The 18916-nt window shown below is 56.5% G+C and carries 14 protein-coding genes and 1 tRNA gene; 2 read left to right on the forward strand and 13 right to left on the reverse strand.

Annotation, left to right across the window (positions count from 1 at the left end; genetic code table 11):
* Positions 1–209: 209 nt before the first annotated feature.
* From ABJK56_RS11980 to ABJK56_RS12025, 10 genes are all read right to left on the reverse strand, one after another.
* Positions 210–2273, reverse strand: a complete 2064-nt coding sequence (locus tag ABJK56_RS11980; protein WP_347244902.1) for a M56 family metallopeptidase — start codon at positions 2271–2273, stop codon at positions 210–212.
* Positions 2274–2405: 132 nt separating this feature from the next.
* Positions 2406–2828, reverse strand: a complete 423-nt coding sequence (locus ABJK56_RS11985) for a BlaI/MecI/CopY family transcriptional regulator (protein ID WP_347244903.1) — start codon at positions 2826–2828, stop codon at positions 2406–2408.
* Between the two features lie 119 nt (positions 2829–2947).
* A complete protein-coding gene (locus tag ABJK56_RS11990) occupies positions 2948–4315 on the reverse strand; it encodes a C45 family peptidase (protein ID WP_347244904.1) in 1368 nt (455 codons plus the stop codon).
* A gap of 163 nt (positions 4316–4478) precedes the next feature.
* Positions 4479–6212 (reverse strand): prolyl oligopeptidase family serine peptidase, encoded by a 1734-nt coding sequence (locus ABJK56_RS11995; RefSeq protein ID WP_347244905.1) that lies wholly within the window; start codon positions 6210–6212, stop codon positions 4479–4481.
* Between the two features lie 159 nt (positions 6213–6371).
* On the reverse strand, positions 6372–8444 hold the full coding sequence (gene fusA / locus ABJK56_RS12000) for an elongation factor G (RefSeq protein WP_347244906.1): 2073 nt from the start codon (positions 8442–8444) through the stop codon (positions 6372–6374).
* 99 nt (positions 8445–8543) lie between these two features.
* Positions 8544–9014, reverse strand: a complete 471-nt coding sequence (gene rpsG / locus ABJK56_RS12005; RefSeq protein ID WP_347244907.1) for a 30S ribosomal protein S7 — start codon at positions 9012–9014, stop codon at positions 8544–8546.
* A gap of 46 nt (positions 9015–9060) precedes the next feature.
* Positions 9061–9435 (reverse strand): 30S ribosomal protein S12, encoded by a 375-nt coding sequence (rpsL, locus tag ABJK56_RS12010; RefSeq protein WP_347244908.1) that lies wholly within the window; start codon positions 9433–9435, stop codon positions 9061–9063.
* Positions 9436–9625: 190 nt separating this feature from the next.
* On the reverse strand, positions 9626–10447 hold the full coding sequence (locus ABJK56_RS12015; RefSeq protein ID WP_347244909.1) for an SDR family NAD(P)-dependent oxidoreductase: 822 nt from the start codon (positions 10445–10447) through the stop codon (positions 9626–9628).
* Between the two features lie 260 nt (positions 10448–10707).
* Positions 10708–12039 carry a Gfo/Idh/MocA family oxidoreductase gene (locus ABJK56_RS12020; protein WP_347244910.1) on the reverse strand — a complete coding sequence of 444 codons (1332 nt, stop codon included), beginning with the start codon at positions 12037–12039 and terminating at the stop codon, positions 10708–10710.
* 330 nt (positions 12040–12369) lie between these two features.
* A complete protein-coding gene (locus ABJK56_RS12025) occupies positions 12370–13707 on the reverse strand; it encodes a Gfo/Idh/MocA family oxidoreductase (RefSeq protein WP_347244911.1) in 1338 nt (445 codons plus the stop codon).
* Between the two features lie 275 nt (positions 13708–13982).
* Between ABJK56_RS12025 and pyk the strand changes: the two genes are divergently transcribed.
* The gene (gene pyk / locus ABJK56_RS12030) at positions 13983–15428 is read left to right on the forward strand and encodes a pyruvate kinase (protein ID WP_347244912.1); all 1446 of its coding nucleotides are present in this window, start codon (positions 13983–13985) and stop codon (positions 15426–15428) included.
* 351 nt (positions 15429–15779) lie between these two features.
* Positions 15780–16082 carry a hypothetical protein gene (locus ABJK56_RS12035; protein WP_347244913.1) on the forward strand — a complete coding sequence of 101 codons (303 nt, stop codon included), beginning with the start codon at positions 15780–15782 and terminating at the stop codon, positions 16080–16082.
* Positions 16083–16143: 61 nt separating this feature from the next.
* Here the strand turns inward: ABJK56_RS12035 and lysA are convergent, their stop codons facing one another.
* The 3 genes from lysA to ABJK56_RS12050 form a co-directional block, all read right to left on the reverse strand.
* Positions 16144–17439 carry a diaminopimelate decarboxylase gene (lysA, locus tag ABJK56_RS12040; RefSeq protein WP_347244914.1) on the reverse strand — a complete coding sequence of 432 codons (1296 nt, stop codon included), beginning with the start codon at positions 17437–17439 and terminating at the stop codon, positions 16144–16146.
* Positions 17440–17937: 498 nt separating this feature from the next.
* Positions 17938–18420: a DinB family protein gene (locus tag ABJK56_RS12045; RefSeq protein WP_347244915.1), complete on the reverse strand. Its 483-nt coding sequence runs from the start codon at positions 18418–18420 to the stop codon at positions 17938–17940.
* Between the two features lie 409 nt (positions 18421–18829).
* A tRNA-Ser gene (locus ABJK56_RS12050) sits at positions 18830–18916 on the reverse strand.

Raw genomic sequence — 18916 nt, forward strand, 5'->3', positions numbered from 1 at the left:
GGCCCCCGGCTCGTCCCCTGAGGGGTTCAAGCGAGTGACCGCAGGGTGCTCGTCCGATTTGGTTGCTCTTCGGATCTGGGACTGACCGACGTGCAATTGGAGACAAAATTCAAAAGAAAAAAGTAGGGGCAATCGTGTGATCACCCCTACCGGGCTGTGGTGTCTTGAAATGCATCAAATTTAGGCAAAAAGCGCCACTTTGCCGGCGCTCATTCCGCGGGGCGGTCGCGCTCGGGACGGGGTGGACGTTCTCCACGCGGTCGATCCCCGGGAGGTGAACCTTCGCGTTCGCTCTCGGGACGGGGTGGACGCACGTCTGGGACTCGCGGTGGAGGTACCGGCGGCATACCAGTGACCGCCCGCATCAACAGCTCGGCCATATCCCCGAATCCCTCCCTCCGCAACAGTTCTGCGGCATGACGGGCACGCTCCATTCTTTCCGGAGGAACGGGAACAGGAGGTCCAAACGGCCGTGGGGGCAATCTGCCTTCGCGGAGATCTCGCATCGCCCTTTCCACTCGCTCCGCCTCCGCCCGCAGTTCGCGGACTAATTCTTCCCGGCCTTCTCGCTCCGCCTGGGCAATCCTTTCCCGCAGCTCACGCATTCGCTGTTCGAGCCGCATCATAGCCTCGCGGGCTACCGGAGGAGGTTCCAAGCCCGCTTCAGGTGGCCGTCCTGCCCGAATGTTTTCCCGAATTCGCTCAACTCGGTCGATTTGCCTTTCCAGATCACGAACGCGTTCTTCCTGACCAGCTTCTCTCGCCCGGGCGAGCTGCTCTCGGAGCTCGGCAAGTTGCCTTTCAATCCTTTCGAGAGCGGGCGGACCAAGCAGTTCGCCACGCGGTCCTGCCTCGGGCGGACGTGGTCGTTCACGCGGCGCTTCCCTCACTTCCCGAGCTCGTTCGCGTTCCTCCCTTACTCCTCGTTCACGTTCACCTTCTTCACGTTCCACGCGAGGTTTCTCGCGTTCCCCTCGTTCCTCTTTTCTTTCAACCGCCACCGGCTCATCCGGTTTTCGACCTTCCTCGGCCAAAGTGGGTGAAACCCACGGTCCAATGCATGCTGCCGCAGCAGCAGCCAACAATGAATGTCGCCAGCACCATTTGACCCAGCTCATACGAACACCTCCATACACATCGGAAACCTGAGGAGCCGTCGCTCCCACGGACGCGACAAACACGGCCGCAGCGGTCAGCCAAACGACCCACCGCTGGAACCGTCCCGATACTCCCACTGTCTTGGACCTTCCCGCGACTTGCTCATCTTGCAAACAAAGCAGCCGCTTTACCCGGACGGCAAGATGTGATCGTGTTCGCACTGCGGCGGTCGCGAGCGGCGTCGTCATTCGAGCTTCCAACGCTTTTCGCCCATACAAAATGAGCCCTGCTGCCAGTTCCCGCGGCCCATCAGGAATACAAAGCGAGTACTCATCCGCCACTTCTTCACTGGCCTTTTCCCACTGGAACCGGGCAAACCATGCGGCAGGATGCCACCACAGAACCGCCACCACCGCATCCGCAACCAAATGCCAACACGGATCCCTATTGAGGATGTGTTTCAACTCGTGAAGCAAAACCGCCTTATCCGCGTTACTGTTTAGATGAGGATCGAACCCAGAGGGTACCCCGATTGTTGGACGGACAATACCGAAAGCGATAGGCGTCACAAAGCGCGGCGAAGTAATAATCCGTATTGGCGAGCTATATCCCGCCTGAGCTGCCATGCGGTTGACCCAAACTGCAAGCGGCGTCTGGCTAAGGTCTCGGCTCCTGCGACTGACGCCTGCGGCAATGAGGCGCTGGGCAAGCATTTGGCCTCCAAACAACATGACCCCACTTGTCCAGACAAACAGCAGCCACCGTTCCCGTTTAGTGCTGGAAGGCCTAGTGAGGCGAGAGACTTCCGAGGCGGACTGAACTTCTTCATCCACCACCGAAATTCCTGAAATCATGAGGTCTCTGTTCACCGGTGGGGGAACAATACTTCTCGAGGCGGTACCAAGCGATTGCTCATCCGCGAGTTTTTCCACGGGCGCGGAGGAGACAGCCGAATTTACTTCCTGCCCGAGCAGCTCTACCAACTGCCAAACTGCAAATGGGGCTCCCAAAAGCAGTGAGAAGATGAAGACCAGGTTTCCTGCCAGACACGAAATCCACACCAGACGGCGGAACTCCGCTCGTCCAAAGACACCATCAGCCAGAGCCGCCAATGCTACCAGCAACGTCACGCCCAGTGCGAGGAACGCCAGTGATTGCCAGGGTGCTTCCATCATACGGTTCCACAACAATGTCGCACCGGCGACAGCATGCCGCAGGCCACCCTCACCAAGTTTAACCCTGCCAGCCTGAGACGCGCTTGGCCCCAGCCCAAACTATTTAGCCCAACTCTCCCAACCCATTCCCGGTCAATCAGCCTGGTCTTCGGATGACGTAGCGTCGCGATCTCCCTCTATCTCCCGTTTTCGCTGGGCAATCAGCCGTTCCAGCTCTTCCAGCTCCTCCCGCGTCAAATCGCGAGTATCCAGGAGATGACACACTGCCGCCGAGAGACTGCCCTGAAACAACCGATCAAGGAAATCGGTTGTCGCAGAACGCACCACCTGCGACTGGCTAACCAGAGGAAAATAAATGAAACGGCGATGTTCTAAACGATGTCCTACCAGGCCCCGCTGCTCCATTTTGCGGAGCATCGTAGCCACCGTGGTGTACGCTAGCCGGCGTCCTTTGAGCGCCTCGTGCACCTCCTGGACACTGGCCGCCTGCTTATTCCACAGGACCCGGAGAATTTGGAGCTGAAGATCACCCAGCCGAAATTTCCTTTGTGCCATGCCTCAGCGTTCCTTTTAATCTACGACACCGGTAATACTACCATGGTAGTTCACCGCTGTCAAGCCCCCCAGGCAGAGTGGAGAGCGTTGTCCTCTCTCGAATTTGCCTAACTGAGGATTTACCGAGACGCTGTACTGTGGGAAAGCGTTTCACGAAATAAGTCAAGTAACTCTCGAAGATTGACCCGCACGTAGGGTTCGTCGCATGCGGGGGTTGTGCGACCAGCATCCGCCACCCACATATCCAGGGTTTGCGGTGTCATAATTGCGTTGTGCAAATTGGAGCGCATCGCCACAGGCCGCTTGATAATTTCGATCATCGTGGGCACGTCAATCTGGCCGAAATGCTGGTGTAGACGCTCACTGAGGACCCGGGCCCGTTCGTCCGCGGAGATAAAAACCGTGTCCTTGGGAACTGGCGGCAAAAGGGAATGCTGCTGACCGGGTTTAAGCACAAGAACTTCTTCCGGTACAGCTCGAACGGCCGCAAGATCACCTGACTTATCGCTGAAAACGTAGTAGTACTCGCACGTACGAGGTGTTTCCTGGAGGATCTTCAGAGCTTCCTGAACCGTTCCCGCGCGCTCCATGATTTCCCGTAATAGAAGGGTCATGGGCATGCCGTCCCAGTCGCCTTCTCCACCGCCACCCATCTCTCCGACGGCCAGTCCAGCTTCATTCATGGCCGTGACCGTACCCACCAATCCGGCGTATCCCAAGCTTATCCAGGCATGGCGTCCTTCAGGCACAAAAACCTGCACGACTGCGCACCCCTGGAGATTAATGTCCCGCATATAATCGAGTACTCGAGCATGGATAACCTGACCGTTACGGGTCGCCGTACCGCGAACGGCCACCCCGCTGCAATGAAATCGTTCGGGAAAGAGGTTCGCAAAGCGGGCATCGCGCTGAGAAAGACCTGCAGCCTGCGCAAGAGCGTCAATTTCCTCAAAATACCGCGACGGGATAAATGGAGACGTTCGCCGGTGGATTTCTTCCATGCGGTCGAAAAACCAGGTGCCGCTCTCCACCGAGTCGAAAGCCCCTACCCCGTACAGAACGCGTTCCACCAAATATTGAATCGGTCCCGCTAGCAGACGGCCCTGTGCACGGCCCATCTCCGCAGGCTTGCCACTGACGATGAGCACGAGCTTTCCTTCGCAGCGCGCCAGCAAACCGTGGCGATCGGGATCAACGCGGAGGACCTCGTAACGGCTGGAATGTTGGGCAGGTGGTGTTTCCTCAAGGCCAGACCTGCTAGCTTCAGCGGTGCCCACGCCGTCCCCCGCGATTGCCCCACTCCCGTGCCAGCCGGCAGCACACAATGTCACAAGGAAAACGACACCCCACATGAATACTGGCAGTGGAGGGAGTTCCAGGCGATGTGCGCGATCGCGCCTGACAGGAAAGTTTATCTGACGTGAGAGACGAGAATCGGGGTCCGAGCCCATGAAACGTCGCAACCGCACAATCATCCGACTGAGCATGGGGTATCTCCTGTCGCACTTTCACGGCATTTTAGCGATGTCCAAAACCGTTCATCCTTGATGCCTATGGTCGTTAGCGATAACGCGCCGAAAATGGTGAGTCCGACAATCACGAAACATTTCCAAACTGGCCAAACGACTTCTGAACTGTTCATCAACGGGGTCAGGGAAGCTGTTCCGCAGCGAAGTTCACAAGAGCTCCGAACATGCGATAAAGATCGTTTCGAGAAACGTTCTGAACAGAGCCGCCGGCAGGTGGCGAAAATACCCCGGCGCTTACCGGTGCGTGAAGCTGCCAGCTTTTTATCCTGATGGTGACACTCTGATCGGTTGATGCGATGCCAACCACATTGGGCATGTTGCTAAGCCCGCCAAATGTAAGGGTGATTTTGGATGATTCATTGCCGGCTGGCCATACCGTCAAGCTAACTCCTTCCTGAGTTTTCTCCTCTTTGATTTGCAGCAGCGGCTCCAACGCAGCGGGCGTGCCAGCGAGTCCAGCCAGGGCGAGCATCGTGAACCGAAGTCGTTCCAAAAGTACCCCCTGGACATAAGTCAAGGGCGACTTCGTTTCGAGGGGAGCCCCTGGCTCCCCAGCGAAAACTTTACCCGTCCGGGCCACCAGCCAAGGATAATCACCCTGACCCGCCATCACGCGACCAAAGCTGCCCAATTGGCCTTCTAAACGGAATTGATGACCACGTCCTCGAATTAACAGTACATCGAAGGTTTGCCCCTCCACTTCGGATGCCAGATGGAGGATGTGACAGGTGCCTGCACGCGGTTCTTCCGTGTAAAACTGGGTCATTTCGCGAAGACACGCTGCAATCCGATTTAGCGGTGTCGGACTTTCCGCGATAGGCCTTGCCTTCTGCAATTCTTCCGGCACATCCTGAGCGAAGAACCCAGCCGTTTGCTGGAGGATTTCGGGCAAGGCGGCGATCGCCGTGTAGTGGCCGAGGCCTTCCAGCCAAACCACCCGATCTTTAATACCCAAAGCCGCCGCCAGTTGGTCGGTGCAATCACGGGGGATCACTTCATCTTCGGCCGCATTGATCATGAGAACCCGTCCGGCCAGGGCTCGTTCGCGGAGGAGATGCGCACCGGTAATAGGATCTGCCTCTCGGAAGCCTTCTATCACTTTCGCTCGCTCCTCTTCGGACAGCCGGCCGATAAATTCGCGCAGAGGCTCCGCTTCCCGCGCCGTGGCGACAATTTTGAGGATGTCGCCGCCCGAAAGGATCAGCGCAGCACGCCAGATCCGCGGTTCCCGTTCGGCAGCCGAGGCGGCCACGATGGCTCCCAGACTGATGCCAGCGACACCGATTCTCTGAGGATTCACTTCAGGTCGGGAGGCCAGAAAATCCGTGGCCCGACGGACTTCTAAATAGGTCTGTTCCAGAACTCGGAGAAATCGTTGAGGCTCGCCCAGAATATCTCTGGGCCCTGACGGACCGCCCCGTTCTCCGTAGTACGGCAGAGGAAACACCACCGCGGCCACCCCGTGCGAGGCCAACACGGAACCCAGCATGCGAACCAATTCCAGACTGCCATCCAGAATATGGAGGCAAATCACTGCGGGGCGTTTAGGCCCGGTAGCAGATACATCGGTGGGAAGATAGTACTCCACCGGAATGATGTTATTCTGGGGCAATTCTGACTCCACCGGTGATGGATAGCGAACAAAGACGACCTGGTAATTCTCTTTCCGCGTGATACCTGTCACCTGATAGGAAAAGGGTCGTCCATCGAACGTGTCCGTCACCGTGAGCGTAACCCCGGGCCTGAGCCCGACATCCTGTTCTTCCCCCGACAGGACTGCCCCGCTTGAGCACACACCGATAAAGGCAATAAGAATGCCAGCCAACTTCCCGAGCTGTCTGTCGCCTGCCAGCATGCCATCTCCTTCGTATGAGAAGGGGCCCAAAGCACTGACCTGATAACAAGCCTCTTACCGGAGTGGTACACTTGCTCCGGCAAAAAAGTAACAGTCCAGCAACAGTATTTCCAGAAGGACCACCGCTGGCAAGGCCAGATGACGCGGGAACGCGAACAATCAGAGAAAACTTTCCAGAACTTCCGCGGGGGCCGGACCGTAGGTATACGGTTCAATGCTGCATGAAGCACGTCCCTGGCTCAGTCCGCGCATCGCATTGGAATAGCCAAATAGCGATGCCAGAGGTGCGTGAGCTTCGATGACCGTATTCTTTCCCCGCACCGAAGTGCGCACAATCTCGGCCCGCCGCTGCTGGAGATCGCTAATCACATCGCCGACGTATTCCTCGGGGACCGTCACTTCCAAACGCATAATCGGCTCGAGAAGGACTATGCCGGCTTCGCGCAGGGCCTTGTCGAAAGCGTCCGCAGCGGCCAGTCGAAACGCGAGTTCGTTTGATTCAGTCTCGTGAACCTTCGCTCCGGTAATGGCTACCCGAACGTGCATCAGTGGGAACCCAAGCAGGCCCCCACCCTCCCCCTGTTGCTCGAGGACCTCCAGAGCCGCTTTCAGGAACGGGGCGGGTAGTCCTTCGGCATTTTCAACGACAACCACCACAGGTTTGGGTGATTTGTCGAACGGTTCCATGCGGATGGAGAGTTCCGCGAACAGCGGTTGACCACCAACAGTACGGTGGCAGACGCCGGTTACTTCCACCGCCTTTTCCACCGTCTCGCGGTAGCTCACGCGAGGCTTTTGGACGCGAACTTTCAGATTATGTTCCCGAACCAGCCGGTGGACCGCGACCTCCAGATGAAGCTCCCCCATGCCGCTAATGATGATCTGCCCTGTCTCTTCGTGTTCTTTGTACCGGAAGGTAGGATCCTGTCGTTTCATCAACTCGAGCGCATCGATCAACTTTTTGCGCTCCGCCGTGGTTTCCGGCTCGATGGCCATATCCACAACCGTTTGCGGAAAAACAATGGGTTCCAGCAAGATGGGATGTTTGGGATCGCACAATGTGTCCCCAGTGACGGAGTGCCGCATCCCCATGATCCCCACGATGTCCCCCGCTTCGACCGCCTGAATTTGCTCGCGGCGGTCAGCCTGAATCCGCCACAGCTGGGGCACGTTTTCCTTTTTGTTCTTGCCAGGATTGAGCACCCGGCTGTTGGCCGTCAGCCGCCCGGAATACACCCGAACGTAATCCAGATCGCCGTAGCGGTCCGCCTGAACCTTGAAAACCAGCCCACAGAAGGGCTCTTTGGGATCGGCTTTGCGAATGAGCTTCTTGTTAGGGTTTTCTGGATCCGTGCCTTCCACCGGCGGAATCTCGGTGGGATCAGGGAGGTAGTCAACTACGGCATCCAGGACAGGCTGCACCCCAATCCCATGGAGTGCCGATCCGCACAGGATGGGCACGATCAAATTGCCAATGGTCGCCTGTCGAATCACGGAGCGAATGAGATCTTCCGGTATCGGCTCCTCCGCCAGTAGCAACTCCGTGAGTTTATCACTGTAAAGGGACAATTGATCTAACATATTGTGGCGCCACATTTGCGCCTCTTCTTTCAGTTCCTCCGGAATCTCCTCTGCAATTACCTCTGCCTGATTCCCCTCTTCCACAAATCGGAGGGCTTTCATGGAAATGAGGTCGATCACTCCCCGGAAAGGGTTGTTGAAGTGGGCGGGGCCACTTCCGATCGGCAGATTGACCGGGACTGGACGGCATTCCAGCCGTTTTTCGATTTCCTCCAGCGTCCCGAAGTAGTCGGCCCCTTCACGATCCATCTTGTTGATGAACGCGATTCGCGGGACATGGTACTTGTCGGCCTGCCGCCAGACGGTTTCGCTCTGCGCTTCCACTCCTTCGCGGGCACTGAACACCACCACCGCCCCGTCAAGAACGCGAAGGGAGCGTTCCACCTCCGCGGTAAAATCCACGTGCCCCGGCGTGTCGATCAGGTTGATATGAACGCCGCGCCAATCGAATGTGACGCATGCCGCCTGGATGGTAATCCCGCGTTCCTGCTCCTCGGGATCGTAGTCGGTCACCGTGGTGCCTTCATCCACCGAACCCACTCGGTGAATAAAGTGCGCGTAAAATAGCATCCGTTCGGTGAGGGTGGTTTTTCCCGCGTCGATGTGGGCGACAATGCCGATGTTGCGAATATTCTTGATGTCGCGAGGCATGGTGCTGTCTAAACTCTCTGCAACTTCAGTAACACGTCACTGCGCAAAAGAACACCGCACCGAAAATGTTCGGCGCGGTGTGCGTCGTCCCAGGAAATCTCACCAAGCGAAATGAGCGAAGGCCTTGTTGGCCTCGGCCATACGGTGAACGTTCTCCCGCTTGGTGATGGCGGCGCCTTCTTTCTTGTACGCCGCTTCCAACTCTGCCGCAAGCCGTTCGTACATCGGTTTGCCTTTCCGCTCGCGGGCCGCCTGAATGATCCAGCGGATGGCCAGCGATTGCTGCCGCTTGGGACTAACTTGCATGGGCACCTGGTAGGACGCACCCCCGACCCGTCGGGAACGCACTTCGATATTCGGCTTCACGTTCTCGACGGCCTCTGTAAAAACGTCAATCGGATTCCGGTCCGGGATCCGTTGGGCCAGAATGTCCATCGCCTTGTAGAAAATAGCCTGGGCAACGGTCTTCTTGCCGTTCCACATCATGCAGTTAATGAACTTACTGGCAAGAAGTGACCCGTATTTCGGATCCGGCTTGAGAATCGCTTCACTGGCTGTCTTTCGACCCATATGTTCTGTCCGATCTTAAAATCTCACCCCGGAAAACTTCAAGAAATTACTTGCTCGGTTTTTTCGCACCATAACGGCTTCGGGACTGCCGCCGCCCTTCCACTCCCGCACAGTCACGTGCCCCACGAATCACCTGATAACGAACGCCCGGCAGGTCGCGGACACGACCTCCACGCACCAGCACGATGGAGTGCTCTTGCAGGTTGTGGCCCTCACCGGGAATGTAGACCGTCACTTCTTTCCCATTACTCAACCGAACCCGCGCGATCTTCCGCAGAGCGGAGTTCGGTTTCTTGGGAGTCATAGTCCGCACAATGAGGCACACCCCCTGTTTCTGGGGGCAGCCGTCCAAAGCCGGCGACTTGCTGAACCTTCTTTTAGGCTTCCGAGGTTGGCGTACAAGCTGATTAATTGTCGGCATGCTCAGCTCAATCTCTCACAATTACCGATTTTCTGTCCGTCGACCCCCACATCCAGGTGGACCCGTGGGTTTTCCCCGATTCAGACACCTTTTGAAGTCACTCGAGACTTCCGCCCGGAAAACATTATAGTGACGCTTCCCATAACACTTGTCAAGGGACCGCGTTGTCGAGCTTCGGTGGGCCCCGCCACTACGAATTGTCACCCCCCGGGGTAAAACGTTCGATCAGCCAGTCCCCCAAGCGTGGGGATATTTGCGCAATGGCGAAAAGTAATCTCGCCTTAGCTGGAACGACCAACTCCGGCTTGCGGGCTTCACACGCGCGAAGGATCTCCCTGGCCAGCCAATCCGGCGAAATGCTCCGAACTTTGACACCCGCACCCGGCCCACGAGCTGCTTCGGGGACTCGCTCTGCCCCCTCTAAACGATAGAGGCGATCCCCAGTTCTGGCGATGGGTCCGGGACAGACCAACAACACATGCAACCCCCGACGCCCCAATTCCAAGCGAAGTTGCTGAGAAAACGCTGCCACCGCGTGCTTTGTGGCCGGATAAGCCCCCACGAACTTGGCAGCCGCTTTGGCCGCCAAAGAACCAATATTGACGACATGGCCACGGGTTGCCAAAAGATCGTCCAAAAATGCTTGAGTCATGCGCACCAGAGCGATGAAATTCAACTCCATCAACTGCCGAAATTGTTCCGGGGTCGTATCCTGAACTGTGCCCCGCATGGAACGGCCCGCGTTGTTGACGAGAACCTCCAGGGGTCCCCACTTTTGGCGGATGGAACTCACAATCCGGTCGACGTCCGCTTCCTCGCAGATGTTGCCAACAAGAGGGAGAATCGAACTTGAAATGTGGCTCAGCTCTTCGGCCGCCTTTTCGACCCCGGAAGGTTCCAGGCCCACAATGGCCACCCGAGCCCCTGCTCTGGCAAATTCCCGCGCAATGGCGAACCCTAGGCCACTCGAACCTCCCGTAACCAGGACATTCTTTTCACTCCAGTAGGACACGAAACACCTTTCTCACGTGGACTACACCCCATGAAATATTGCGTTAATTGAGCGTAGCAATATCCAGTACCGTCTGGTGCCACCCGTGCAAGTTGCGGTGGCCAGTCGGCAAACTAAAACCAATTGCCAATCCTGTCCGCGGCCGTGTACAGCGGGAGCCCGCAACGTCCGCGGGACAGAAGACAACCAATCCGCCCAGCTTTGGCCACCCGGGATCCAAGGTGTGTGAGTCGCTTTCAGCCGACTCGACTCATGGCAGTTCACACTTCGATCGTGTAGGGCTTTCGTTGCGGGCGCGAAAGGAGAGCGTTGGCCTGCTCGTCCCCGATGAAAACTTCCTTTTCCGGATCCCATCGCAGCTTTCTCTTGAGGAGCATCGCGATATTGCACATATGGCACGAGGAAAGCTCACGATGGTGCGTGGCCACATCCGAAATCGGCTCGGCTCTCTCGCGCACGCACTCGAAGAAGTTAGCCATATGCCCCTTGAGTTGCCGACCTTTATAAAGCTTGATGACTTCTTCTTCGAGCCACTGCTGCTCGTTTTTCGTCAGATCCTCAATCGGCTTGCCTGAAATCCTCCCTCGGTTAACGAAAATCGTTCCGTTCGGCCCTTCAAACCAGACGCCATTGTCCGGGCCGTGCCGTACGATAATCGTTCCCCCGTTTGCAAACTTGAGTGTGCAGTGAAATGTCGTGGCCGTGTTATAAGCGTTGGGTAGCTTAACTTTTCCGGCAAAAAACGCCACCGGGTCGAAATTATCCGGGATAGTAGGAAAATCCCCTTTTCCCTCGACTTCGACGGGTCCTGTGTGTTCGCACCCAAGACCCCATTGAGCGATGTCAACGTGGTGTGCGCCCCAGTCGGTCAATTTTCCACCAGAGTATTCCAGCCACCATCGGAACGTTCCGTGGCAGCGTTCCTTCGTGTAGGGGACAAGGGGAGCCTGACCTAACCAAAAATCCCAGTCCAGTGTCCCCGGCGGATCACTTGTGGGGAAGGGACCACCTTTCGGACCAGCCCCGATGGAGCAGGTGGCGGTCAGGGGCTTACCCAGGCGCCCACTCCGGGCAATCGCAACAGCTTGCAGAAAACGGCGATCACTCCGCTGTTGCGTTCCCACCTGAAACACCCGCTTCGTCTTCGCCACCACCCGACGCAAAATCTTTCCTTCATCTATTGTCAAAGTGAGCGGCTTTTCACAGTACACGTCCTTTCCCGCCAGCATCGCCTCCACTGCGATTTTGGTGTGCCAATGGTCGGGTGTCCCAATGGTCACCACGTGGATGTCCTTACGATCTAAAACCCGCCGGTAATCTGTAAACACTTCGCACTGACCCCCGAACCGCGCAGCAAACTTTTCGGCGTGGCTTTTGTCCACATCAGCGCAGGCGAGCATTACACCGAATCGTGCGGCCTCGTTTCCGATTCCCGAACCGCGGCCCCCGACTCCAATCGCTCCGATGCCTATCGTCTCGTTGGCAGATTCTCCGCGGGCAACTCTGGGAAGCCAAAGCAAGGGAACAGCGCCTCCCCCAGTAACGATGGCACCTTTGAGTATATCGCGCCGGGTCAATCGTCGCGCAAACATGGTGAGTCTCCTTTGGGTGAGGTAAAAAGCTGCTGCGCTACTGGGGAAGGCGAAACGTTGGGCGATTTTCGGCTCGATTGTAGTCAGAGGCACAAAAATCCTCAATGACGGGTAGATCCAGACTCGTGTATAATGCGAGGACGCTTGCCGCCACAAAACCTCTCTAATACACAGAGACCTCTCTTATACACAGAGAAATGCAAAAGACAGGGGATACGGTTCCCATAAAACCGTATCCCCTGTGAATTAACTACCCGGGCGAATCTTTCTTACAACCCAGAGTGGCCTGGAACTATGCCGCGGATTCCGCCGAGCCCAGGCGATATCCGATCACAGGGTGATCGTGTATGGCTCGCGCTGTTTACGCTTGGTCAGCGCGTTGGCTTCGTCATCATCGACGAACTGATACTTTTGCGGATCCCACTTCACCTTGCGATTCAGGAGCATGGAAATATTGGCCATGTGACAGGCATTCACCGCATTACAATGTGTGAAAACATCCGAAATGGGCAAACTTCGATCTTTCACACATTCGAAGAAATTCCGCATGTGGCTACCAGGTTCTTTGCCACGATAAAGTTTGCGGACCTCTTCATCGAGCCACTTTTTGTCGGCTTCCGTGAGCTCTTCGATTGGTCGTCCGGTGAGGCTTCCTCGATTCACCCGAATGCGCCCCAGTTCGCCCTCGATGATCAACTCGTTCGGACCACTGAGGAGCTTCACCACATTTCCATTGGGCAACAGCATGTCGCAATCAAAAGTCTTGGCGACGTTGTAGGCCACCGGGAGGTCTTCCCACCGCCGTTTACCGAGAAGCGTTTCTAGCATCAATTCGCGACCGAGTGGGAATTCGAAGTTCACGGGGGTTACTTCGATGGGCCCGGTCTCTTCACCACCCAGAGCCCAAATCGCGATGTCAGTGTGATGGACCCCCCAGTCGGTCACCTGACCACCAGAGTATTCAAACCACCATCGGAAATTCCATCCGATGCGGTTTTCGCAGAAGGGCACTTTGGGAGCCTGACCGAGCCAGAAATCCCAGTCGAGATATTCTGGCGGTTCGGAAGTGGGGAAAGGCCCGCCCGACGTGGCCTGGCCCACAGAACTGATGGCACGCAACTTCTTGCCCAACCGGCCGCTCCGCGCCATCACAACTGCTTTGAGGAACATGCTGTTGAATTCACTGCGCTGTTGTGTTCCCACCTGGAAGACGCGACCGGTGCGTCGCACAGCCTCGCAAATGAGTTGGCTTTCCTGAATGGTCAGCGTGAGCGGTTTCTCGCAATAAACATCCTTACCCGCCTTCATGGCGTCGATGGAGATCTTGACGTGCCAGTGATCTGGCGTTCCGATTGTCACGGCATCCACGTCTTTGCGATCGAGGATCTCGCGATAGTCCTTATAAACCGCACAACGTCCTTCATAGGGCTTGGCAAAATTCTCGGCATTCAGCCGATGCACGTCGGCACAGGCTACCATGTTGCCAAGTGCGGCGGCTTGTCGTCCGATGTCCGTCCCGCGACCGCCCACTCCGATTGCCGCGACATTCAGGCGTTCGTTAGGCGATTCCGCCCAAGAAAAAGGGCTGACCCAAATGTGCGGCACGGCCACTGCCAGTCCCGCTGACCATTTCAAGAACTCCCGGCGCGACGCATGGGGCACCTTCATACGTGACTCCTTTACCAGAGTATAATCGACAGCCAATGGTGTACCAAAATGGTGAGAACACCCAGGATCAATCCCTTTCAGAATAACTTGCCGGGAAGACAGCGGCAAGTGATTGATGCCACACAGGCGAGAGGAGATCTCAACAGTCGTTCCTGGCGAACCTCTTGTGGGCAACTTACAAACAAAGTTATGATGCATCACGTTGAGGACCGCTCCTGACACGGAAAAGATTGCGTCCCTCATCGGCACACGTTTCGAGAAACTGGAACACTCCGATGGCCCTACCTTCGCTACCGCGTCGACCAAGTCAGACAAAAATCGTCGCTACCCTGGGTCCCGCTACTCACGGACGTGATAAAATCGAAGCCCTCGTCAAAGCCGGTGTGGACGTCTTCAGACTTAACATGGCTCATGGATCTTTCGCCGAGCACGACGCCCGTGTTCGCTGGATCAGACAGATTGAGCAGGACCTGAAGACCCCTCTTGGGATTCTGATCGATCTTGGCGGCCCGAAAATTCGGCTTGGCGAGCTGAAAGATGGAGCACTGGAATGCCAGCTAGGAATGCAGGTCACATTCGTGCTGGGCGAAACCGCTCAGCAAGTCACTGATCTTCCCGTATCTTACCCCGAGATTGTCGCGGCATTGCGGGAGGGAGATCGCGTGGTCCTCGCAGACGGCACCGTTACTCTTCAGGTGATTGATAAATCGGAAAACAGGGCTACATGTGTGGTAACGCAGCCAGGAATTGTCCGCAGCCGTCAGGGGATCAATTTGCCGGGTGTTAGGCTACCGTTGGCCGCCATTACCAAGGCCGACCGGGAAGCGCTTGACTGGGCCCTCCAGAGGGATATCGATTTTGTAGGCCTGAGCTTCGTTCGTACACCCGATGACATCCGCCAATTGCGCCAATTGATCAGCAACGTTCATAACCCGCCACAAATTGTGGCAAAAATCGAAAAACCTGAAGCTCTGGATTGTCTGGACGAGATTCTGGATCTGGCGGATGCTGTGATGGTTGCGCGGGGAGATCTCGGCGTGGAAATCGATATTGCCGAAGTGGCCATCGTCCAAAAGCGCATCCTGGCCGCGGCGAGAAAGTTCCGCAAACCAGCAATCGTCGCCACACAAATGCTGGAGAGCATGCAGCGGTCGCGAATTCCAACTCGAGCAGAAGTCAGTGATGTCACGAATGCCATCCTCGACGGGGCCGACGCGTGTATGTTGTCCGGGGAAACGGCCGTCGGGAATTACCCTGTGGAATCTGTCACGATGATGCACCGGATTGCGCTGGCCACAGAATCTGTCAGCGATCCGCCTGTTCGCCCTCACACAGCGATTTCAATTTCCGCAAACCCTACGGGAATCACCGAAGCTTCTGTATGGCACGCCGGCCTTATCGCCCAGGAGGTAGGGGCAAAGATGATGATCATTCTAACTCGTTCCGGTCAGACCGCGCTGACGATCGCCAAACATCGCTTCCGTGTTCCCACCATCGGTGTCAGTGAATCGCCACAGATACTCCGGAGGATGTGCCTTTACTGGGGAATCATCCCCCTGGCAGGAGCACCTTTGCAGGATTCCCAAGCCCTTTTGCGTTTCGCCACCGAATGGGGAAAACGAGAGGGGCTTGTTGCCTCGGGGGATCGGGTGGTCTTCGTTTATGGGACCGGACTGGTTTCCAGTGCCCATAACACTGTTTCGGTTTTCGTGGCCGACTAAAAATTGCATCCTCATCCACTGTTCGACTGGTCCGTTGTGCAGCCTATCAAATGCCGGCGATGGCGCTTGGACTGAACCTCCCGGAGTGCATCACGGGCATAATCCCTCTCACGCTCACAACCTGCTTTTTCGGCCCGCTTGGCACGAGCGATGATCTGTTTACGCAAGCTGCGCGCATCAGACCGGTTTGCGGTGCCAAAACGGTAACTCCAGCTTCAACTGTTTTCAGAAAACCATCGGTCGCGCCTGAAATGCGGCGGTGTCGCAGACGCCCAAAAGAGGGCCCCCCAAATTAGACGATTTCCGAAATGAGGTGGAAACGTGGTGCAACGTCGAAGGGAGTTGAGCGACATGAAGAAGCATACAATCCGCGTTGTCACACGGGGGGCAGATGGCGAAATTCGTATCCGCGATTACGACAGCCCCGAGGATCTCCTCAAAAGGCATACTCAGGTGGGCGTGGACGATTGCTGCACCGACTTGAGTGTACGCGGCCTACCGGTGCTCAAAGGGTTTATCGGGCCAATCCCTGAAGCCCCGGGCGTTGTCCGCTATGAGTCACCAGAGGTGTTCGAAACCCTCACCAGGGAATGGTCGACGGCTAAGCCGGTCCGTCGGCGAACGCGAACCCAGCGGCCCGAAGCTGCAGAATAAGTTGGACGGTCAAACCCAAGTTCCACCTGAAATCTCACGACCGTCCCGCCAGGACACGCCATCAACGGCTCGCAAGATGCTGTTCGGGCGGTGAATATTCCGCCGGGATAATCTCGTCCTTAAAAAGATCCTTGTAGGTCTGGCGACGCCGAATCAGCTTCACTTCTCCGTTATCCACAAGTACCTCGGGTGGATACGGTTTACTGTTGTAGTTGGAACCCATCACGAACCCGTAGGCGCCGGCGCACTCAATGACGATGTAATCCCCCACAGCAGCCTGGGGAAGAAGTCGTTTCGCGACGATCCCCCCTTCCTCCTGCGTGAAAATGTCGCCGGACTCGCATAGCGGCCCACCAACAATGACTTCCTGAGAAAGCCGTGGAAGGTTGGGATCTTGCGGAGCCAGCTTTAATGGGTGATAGGCACCGTACATCACCGGCCGGGCCAGATTATTGAAACCCGCATCCACGAGGTAAAACGTGTTTTGCGCCTGCTTCTTGACAGCCCGAATCTCGGTGATGAGAAAACCAGCTTCGGCGACGATGTAACGGCCCGGCTCCACCTCTAGACGCACACGGTGGCCGAATCGGTCTTCCAAACGCTTCCGTGTGGCATCCCAGAGGTCGAAGTATCGCCGAATGTCGATGCGGGCATCGCCTTCACGATAGGGAATCGGCAGCCCACCACCTGCGCTGATCCACCGGATGTTTCGACCGGCCTCCAAGGCCGCCTTTTCCATGGCCTGACAGACTTGGGCGAGGTGTTCGAAGTCGCTCCCCGACCCAATGTGCATGTGAAGCCCCACCACACTCAGACCGTGGTGCTCAGCTTCGAAGAGTGCTTCATGCAACTCTTCATGCCAGATTCCGTGCTTGGAAAGCTCGCCGCCGGTGTTGGTTTTCCGGCTGTGTCCATGGCCGAAGCCGGGATTGACCCGCAATGTAATTTCTCTCCCGGGGGCCCGTTCGCCAAGTTGCTCGATCATGTCCCGGGACCCACAGTTCACGTGGATGTGATGCTCAACCACCAACTCCAAAGCGTCCCGGTCAAAAATATCAGCCGTGTACATAATTGGGGGCGGATCACCAGCCGGCCGATACCCGGCAGCCAAAGCGCGATGAATCTCGCCTGCGCTCACGGCATCCACCAGACCTCCCAGTTGACGGATGAGCGCCAGGATGGCCAGGTTGGAGCACGCCTTCTGGGCGTATCTCACCACGTCAAAGGAAGCAAGTTCCGAAAAACGCTGTCGAATTACCGCCGCGTCGTAGACATACAATGGAGTTCCAAACTCCCGGGCAAGTTCGACAACAGGTACACCGCCAATCGTCGTCCTCGTCAGACTCGATTCAGCCATCGAGTAACCTCACGCCGAATTATCAAAGGCGCCTCGACTGAAGAAAATGCTACATCCGCCCCGAAAACAGTTTGCCACAGGCAAGCTCAGGGCGATCAGACGGCCGCGCCGAGAAAACGAACTCGTCTGCCGGAGTCGGAATCAATCAAACGTCCCAAATGTTAATGAGACCACTTTACCATATTTCCATCGGGGTTACGAAGCCCCGGTTCACTTCACGGCTGTCCCAGCGTTCCCAGCCCTTGGCGATCGTCCCGTACCCAAAAGAGAAGAAGTGATCTCCTGTTTGATAAAACCCCGCGAAACATTGCCACTGAGAAAAACCTAGCACAGCCCAGAGGTAATATTCCAGGCCGATCCTTTCCAAAATTGACGCCCATGCGGGACTGCAGTTTAGTGCAAGTGATACGAAACTTGCTGGGGGCCTACTGGAGACTCACAGCTTGTTCCCAACCTGTGCGGAACAGTCTTCCCGTCGGAGAAAAGCTGGGTGGCGGGCTATTTGGCGGGGTGAAGTCCCAGGGCAGCTTTCTTCTCCTCGATAAAGCCGACGTGGTGCGGGATGTGATCTGTGATCGCCTGCAACAATTCCTGGAGGGTCACCAAACCGCGAACCACATGGCGGCCCACCCGCTGGAAGGCTTCATCAGGGAGCGACTCCAAAATGACAGCCATTTGCTCGCGCAAAAGCGTCAGCAGTTCCAGTTCCTTGGTTAGATCCCTCTTCGAATAGGCGAGGTGCGCGGCGAAGGCATCCGGTTCGCTTGGAGAAAAACTGGGCTCATTTTCCGCTATTACCCGCTTCATCCTATCGGCATAAAGCTGGTCGAAATCTACAATGTGACACACAACCTCCCGCGTGGACCAGCGTCCGGGAATTGGCCGCGCGTCGAGTTGTTCCGGAGTCATCCCCGCAACTGCCTGTCTCAACAACTCCGGTCCTTGTTTATATCGTTCGATCAAATCGCGAATGGTACTCATGCCCTTTTCTCCGTCGCGTTTTCTTTGACCCAATCAATTGAGAACCGACCGCCTCGTCTGATTCTACGAATTTGGTCCAGTGTCTTTTCGAACAGTTAACACCAGAGAATCTCACCGATGGTCCGCCTCGGGCTGATGACCAAAACAGACACCGGAAAGACTCAGAACGCGGGTGAACCTGAATCTGAGGTCGAAGAATTACCTGATCGCCTTTGGCAGCTTCTTCAGAATTAGACGGCCATACGCTAACCACATCACGGCCGTTTTCAGAGCAGGCCCTCTCGAAGAAGGCCCGACAGAATTCAAAGAGTCGTGCGGTCGTCTCCGAAAATTCGATTGAGAGCCCGAATATTCGTGCTTGCGATCCATCGGAACACAGATTGCAGCTTCCTGCCGGGACAAGATTGAACGGATGGGGAGGGATTCGAACCCCCGGTACCCGAACGGGTACAGCAGTTTTCAAGACTGCCGCCTTAGACCACTCGGCCACCCATCC

Origin of the sequence: Thermogutta sp. (assembly GCF_039793925.1) — a bacterium.
Classification (GTDB): Bacteria; Planctomycetota; Planctomycetia; order Pirellulales; family Thermoguttaceae; genus Thermogutta.

Coding starts and splice junctions, on each gene's coding strand:
- rpsL (WP_347244908.1), bottom strand. CDS start 9,435: ATGCCGACAATTAATCAGCTTGTACGCCAACCTCGGAAGCCTAAAAGA.
- fusA (WP_347244906.1), bottom strand. CDS start 8,444: ATGCCTCGCGACATCAAGAATATTCGCAACATCGGCATTGTCGCCCAC.
- pyk (WP_347244912.1), top strand. CDS start 13,983: ATGGCCCTACCTTCGCTACCGCGTCGACCAAGTCAGACAAAAATCGTC.
- ABJK56_RS11995 (WP_347244905.1), bottom strand. CDS start 6,212: ATGCTGGCAGGCGACAGACAGCTCGGGAAGTTGGCTGGCATTCTTATT.
- ABJK56_RS12045 (WP_347244915.1), bottom strand. CDS start 18,420: ATGAGTACCATTCGCGATTTGATCGAACGATATAAACAAGGACCGGAG.
- ABJK56_RS11980 (WP_347244902.1), bottom strand. CDS start 2,273: ATGATGGAAGCACCCTGGCAATCACTGGCGTTCCTCGCACTGGGCGTG.
- ABJK56_RS11985 (WP_347244903.1), bottom strand. CDS start 2,828: ATGGCACAAAGGAAATTTCGGCTGGGTGATCTTCAGCTCCAAATTCTC.
- rpsG (WP_347244907.1), bottom strand. CDS start 9,014: ATGGGTCGAAAGACAGCCAGTGAAGCGATTCTCAAGCCGGATCCGAAA.
- ABJK56_RS12020 (WP_347244910.1), bottom strand. CDS start 12,039: ATGTTTGCGCGACGATTGACCCGGCGCGATATACTCAAAGGTGCCATC.
- ABJK56_RS12035 (WP_347244913.1), top strand. CDS start 15,780: ATGAAGAAGCATACAATCCGCGTTGTCACACGGGGGGCAGATGGCGAA.
- ABJK56_RS12025 (WP_347244911.1), bottom strand. CDS start 13,707: ATGAAGGTGCCCCATGCGTCGCGCCGGGAGTTCTTGAAATGGTCAGCG.
- ABJK56_RS11990 (WP_347244904.1), bottom strand. CDS start 4,315: ATGCTCAGTCGGATGATTGTGCGGTTGCGACGTTTCATGGGCTCGGAC.
- lysA (WP_347244914.1), bottom strand. CDS start 17,439: ATGGCTGAATCGAGTCTGACGAGGACGACGATTGGCGGTGTACCTGTT.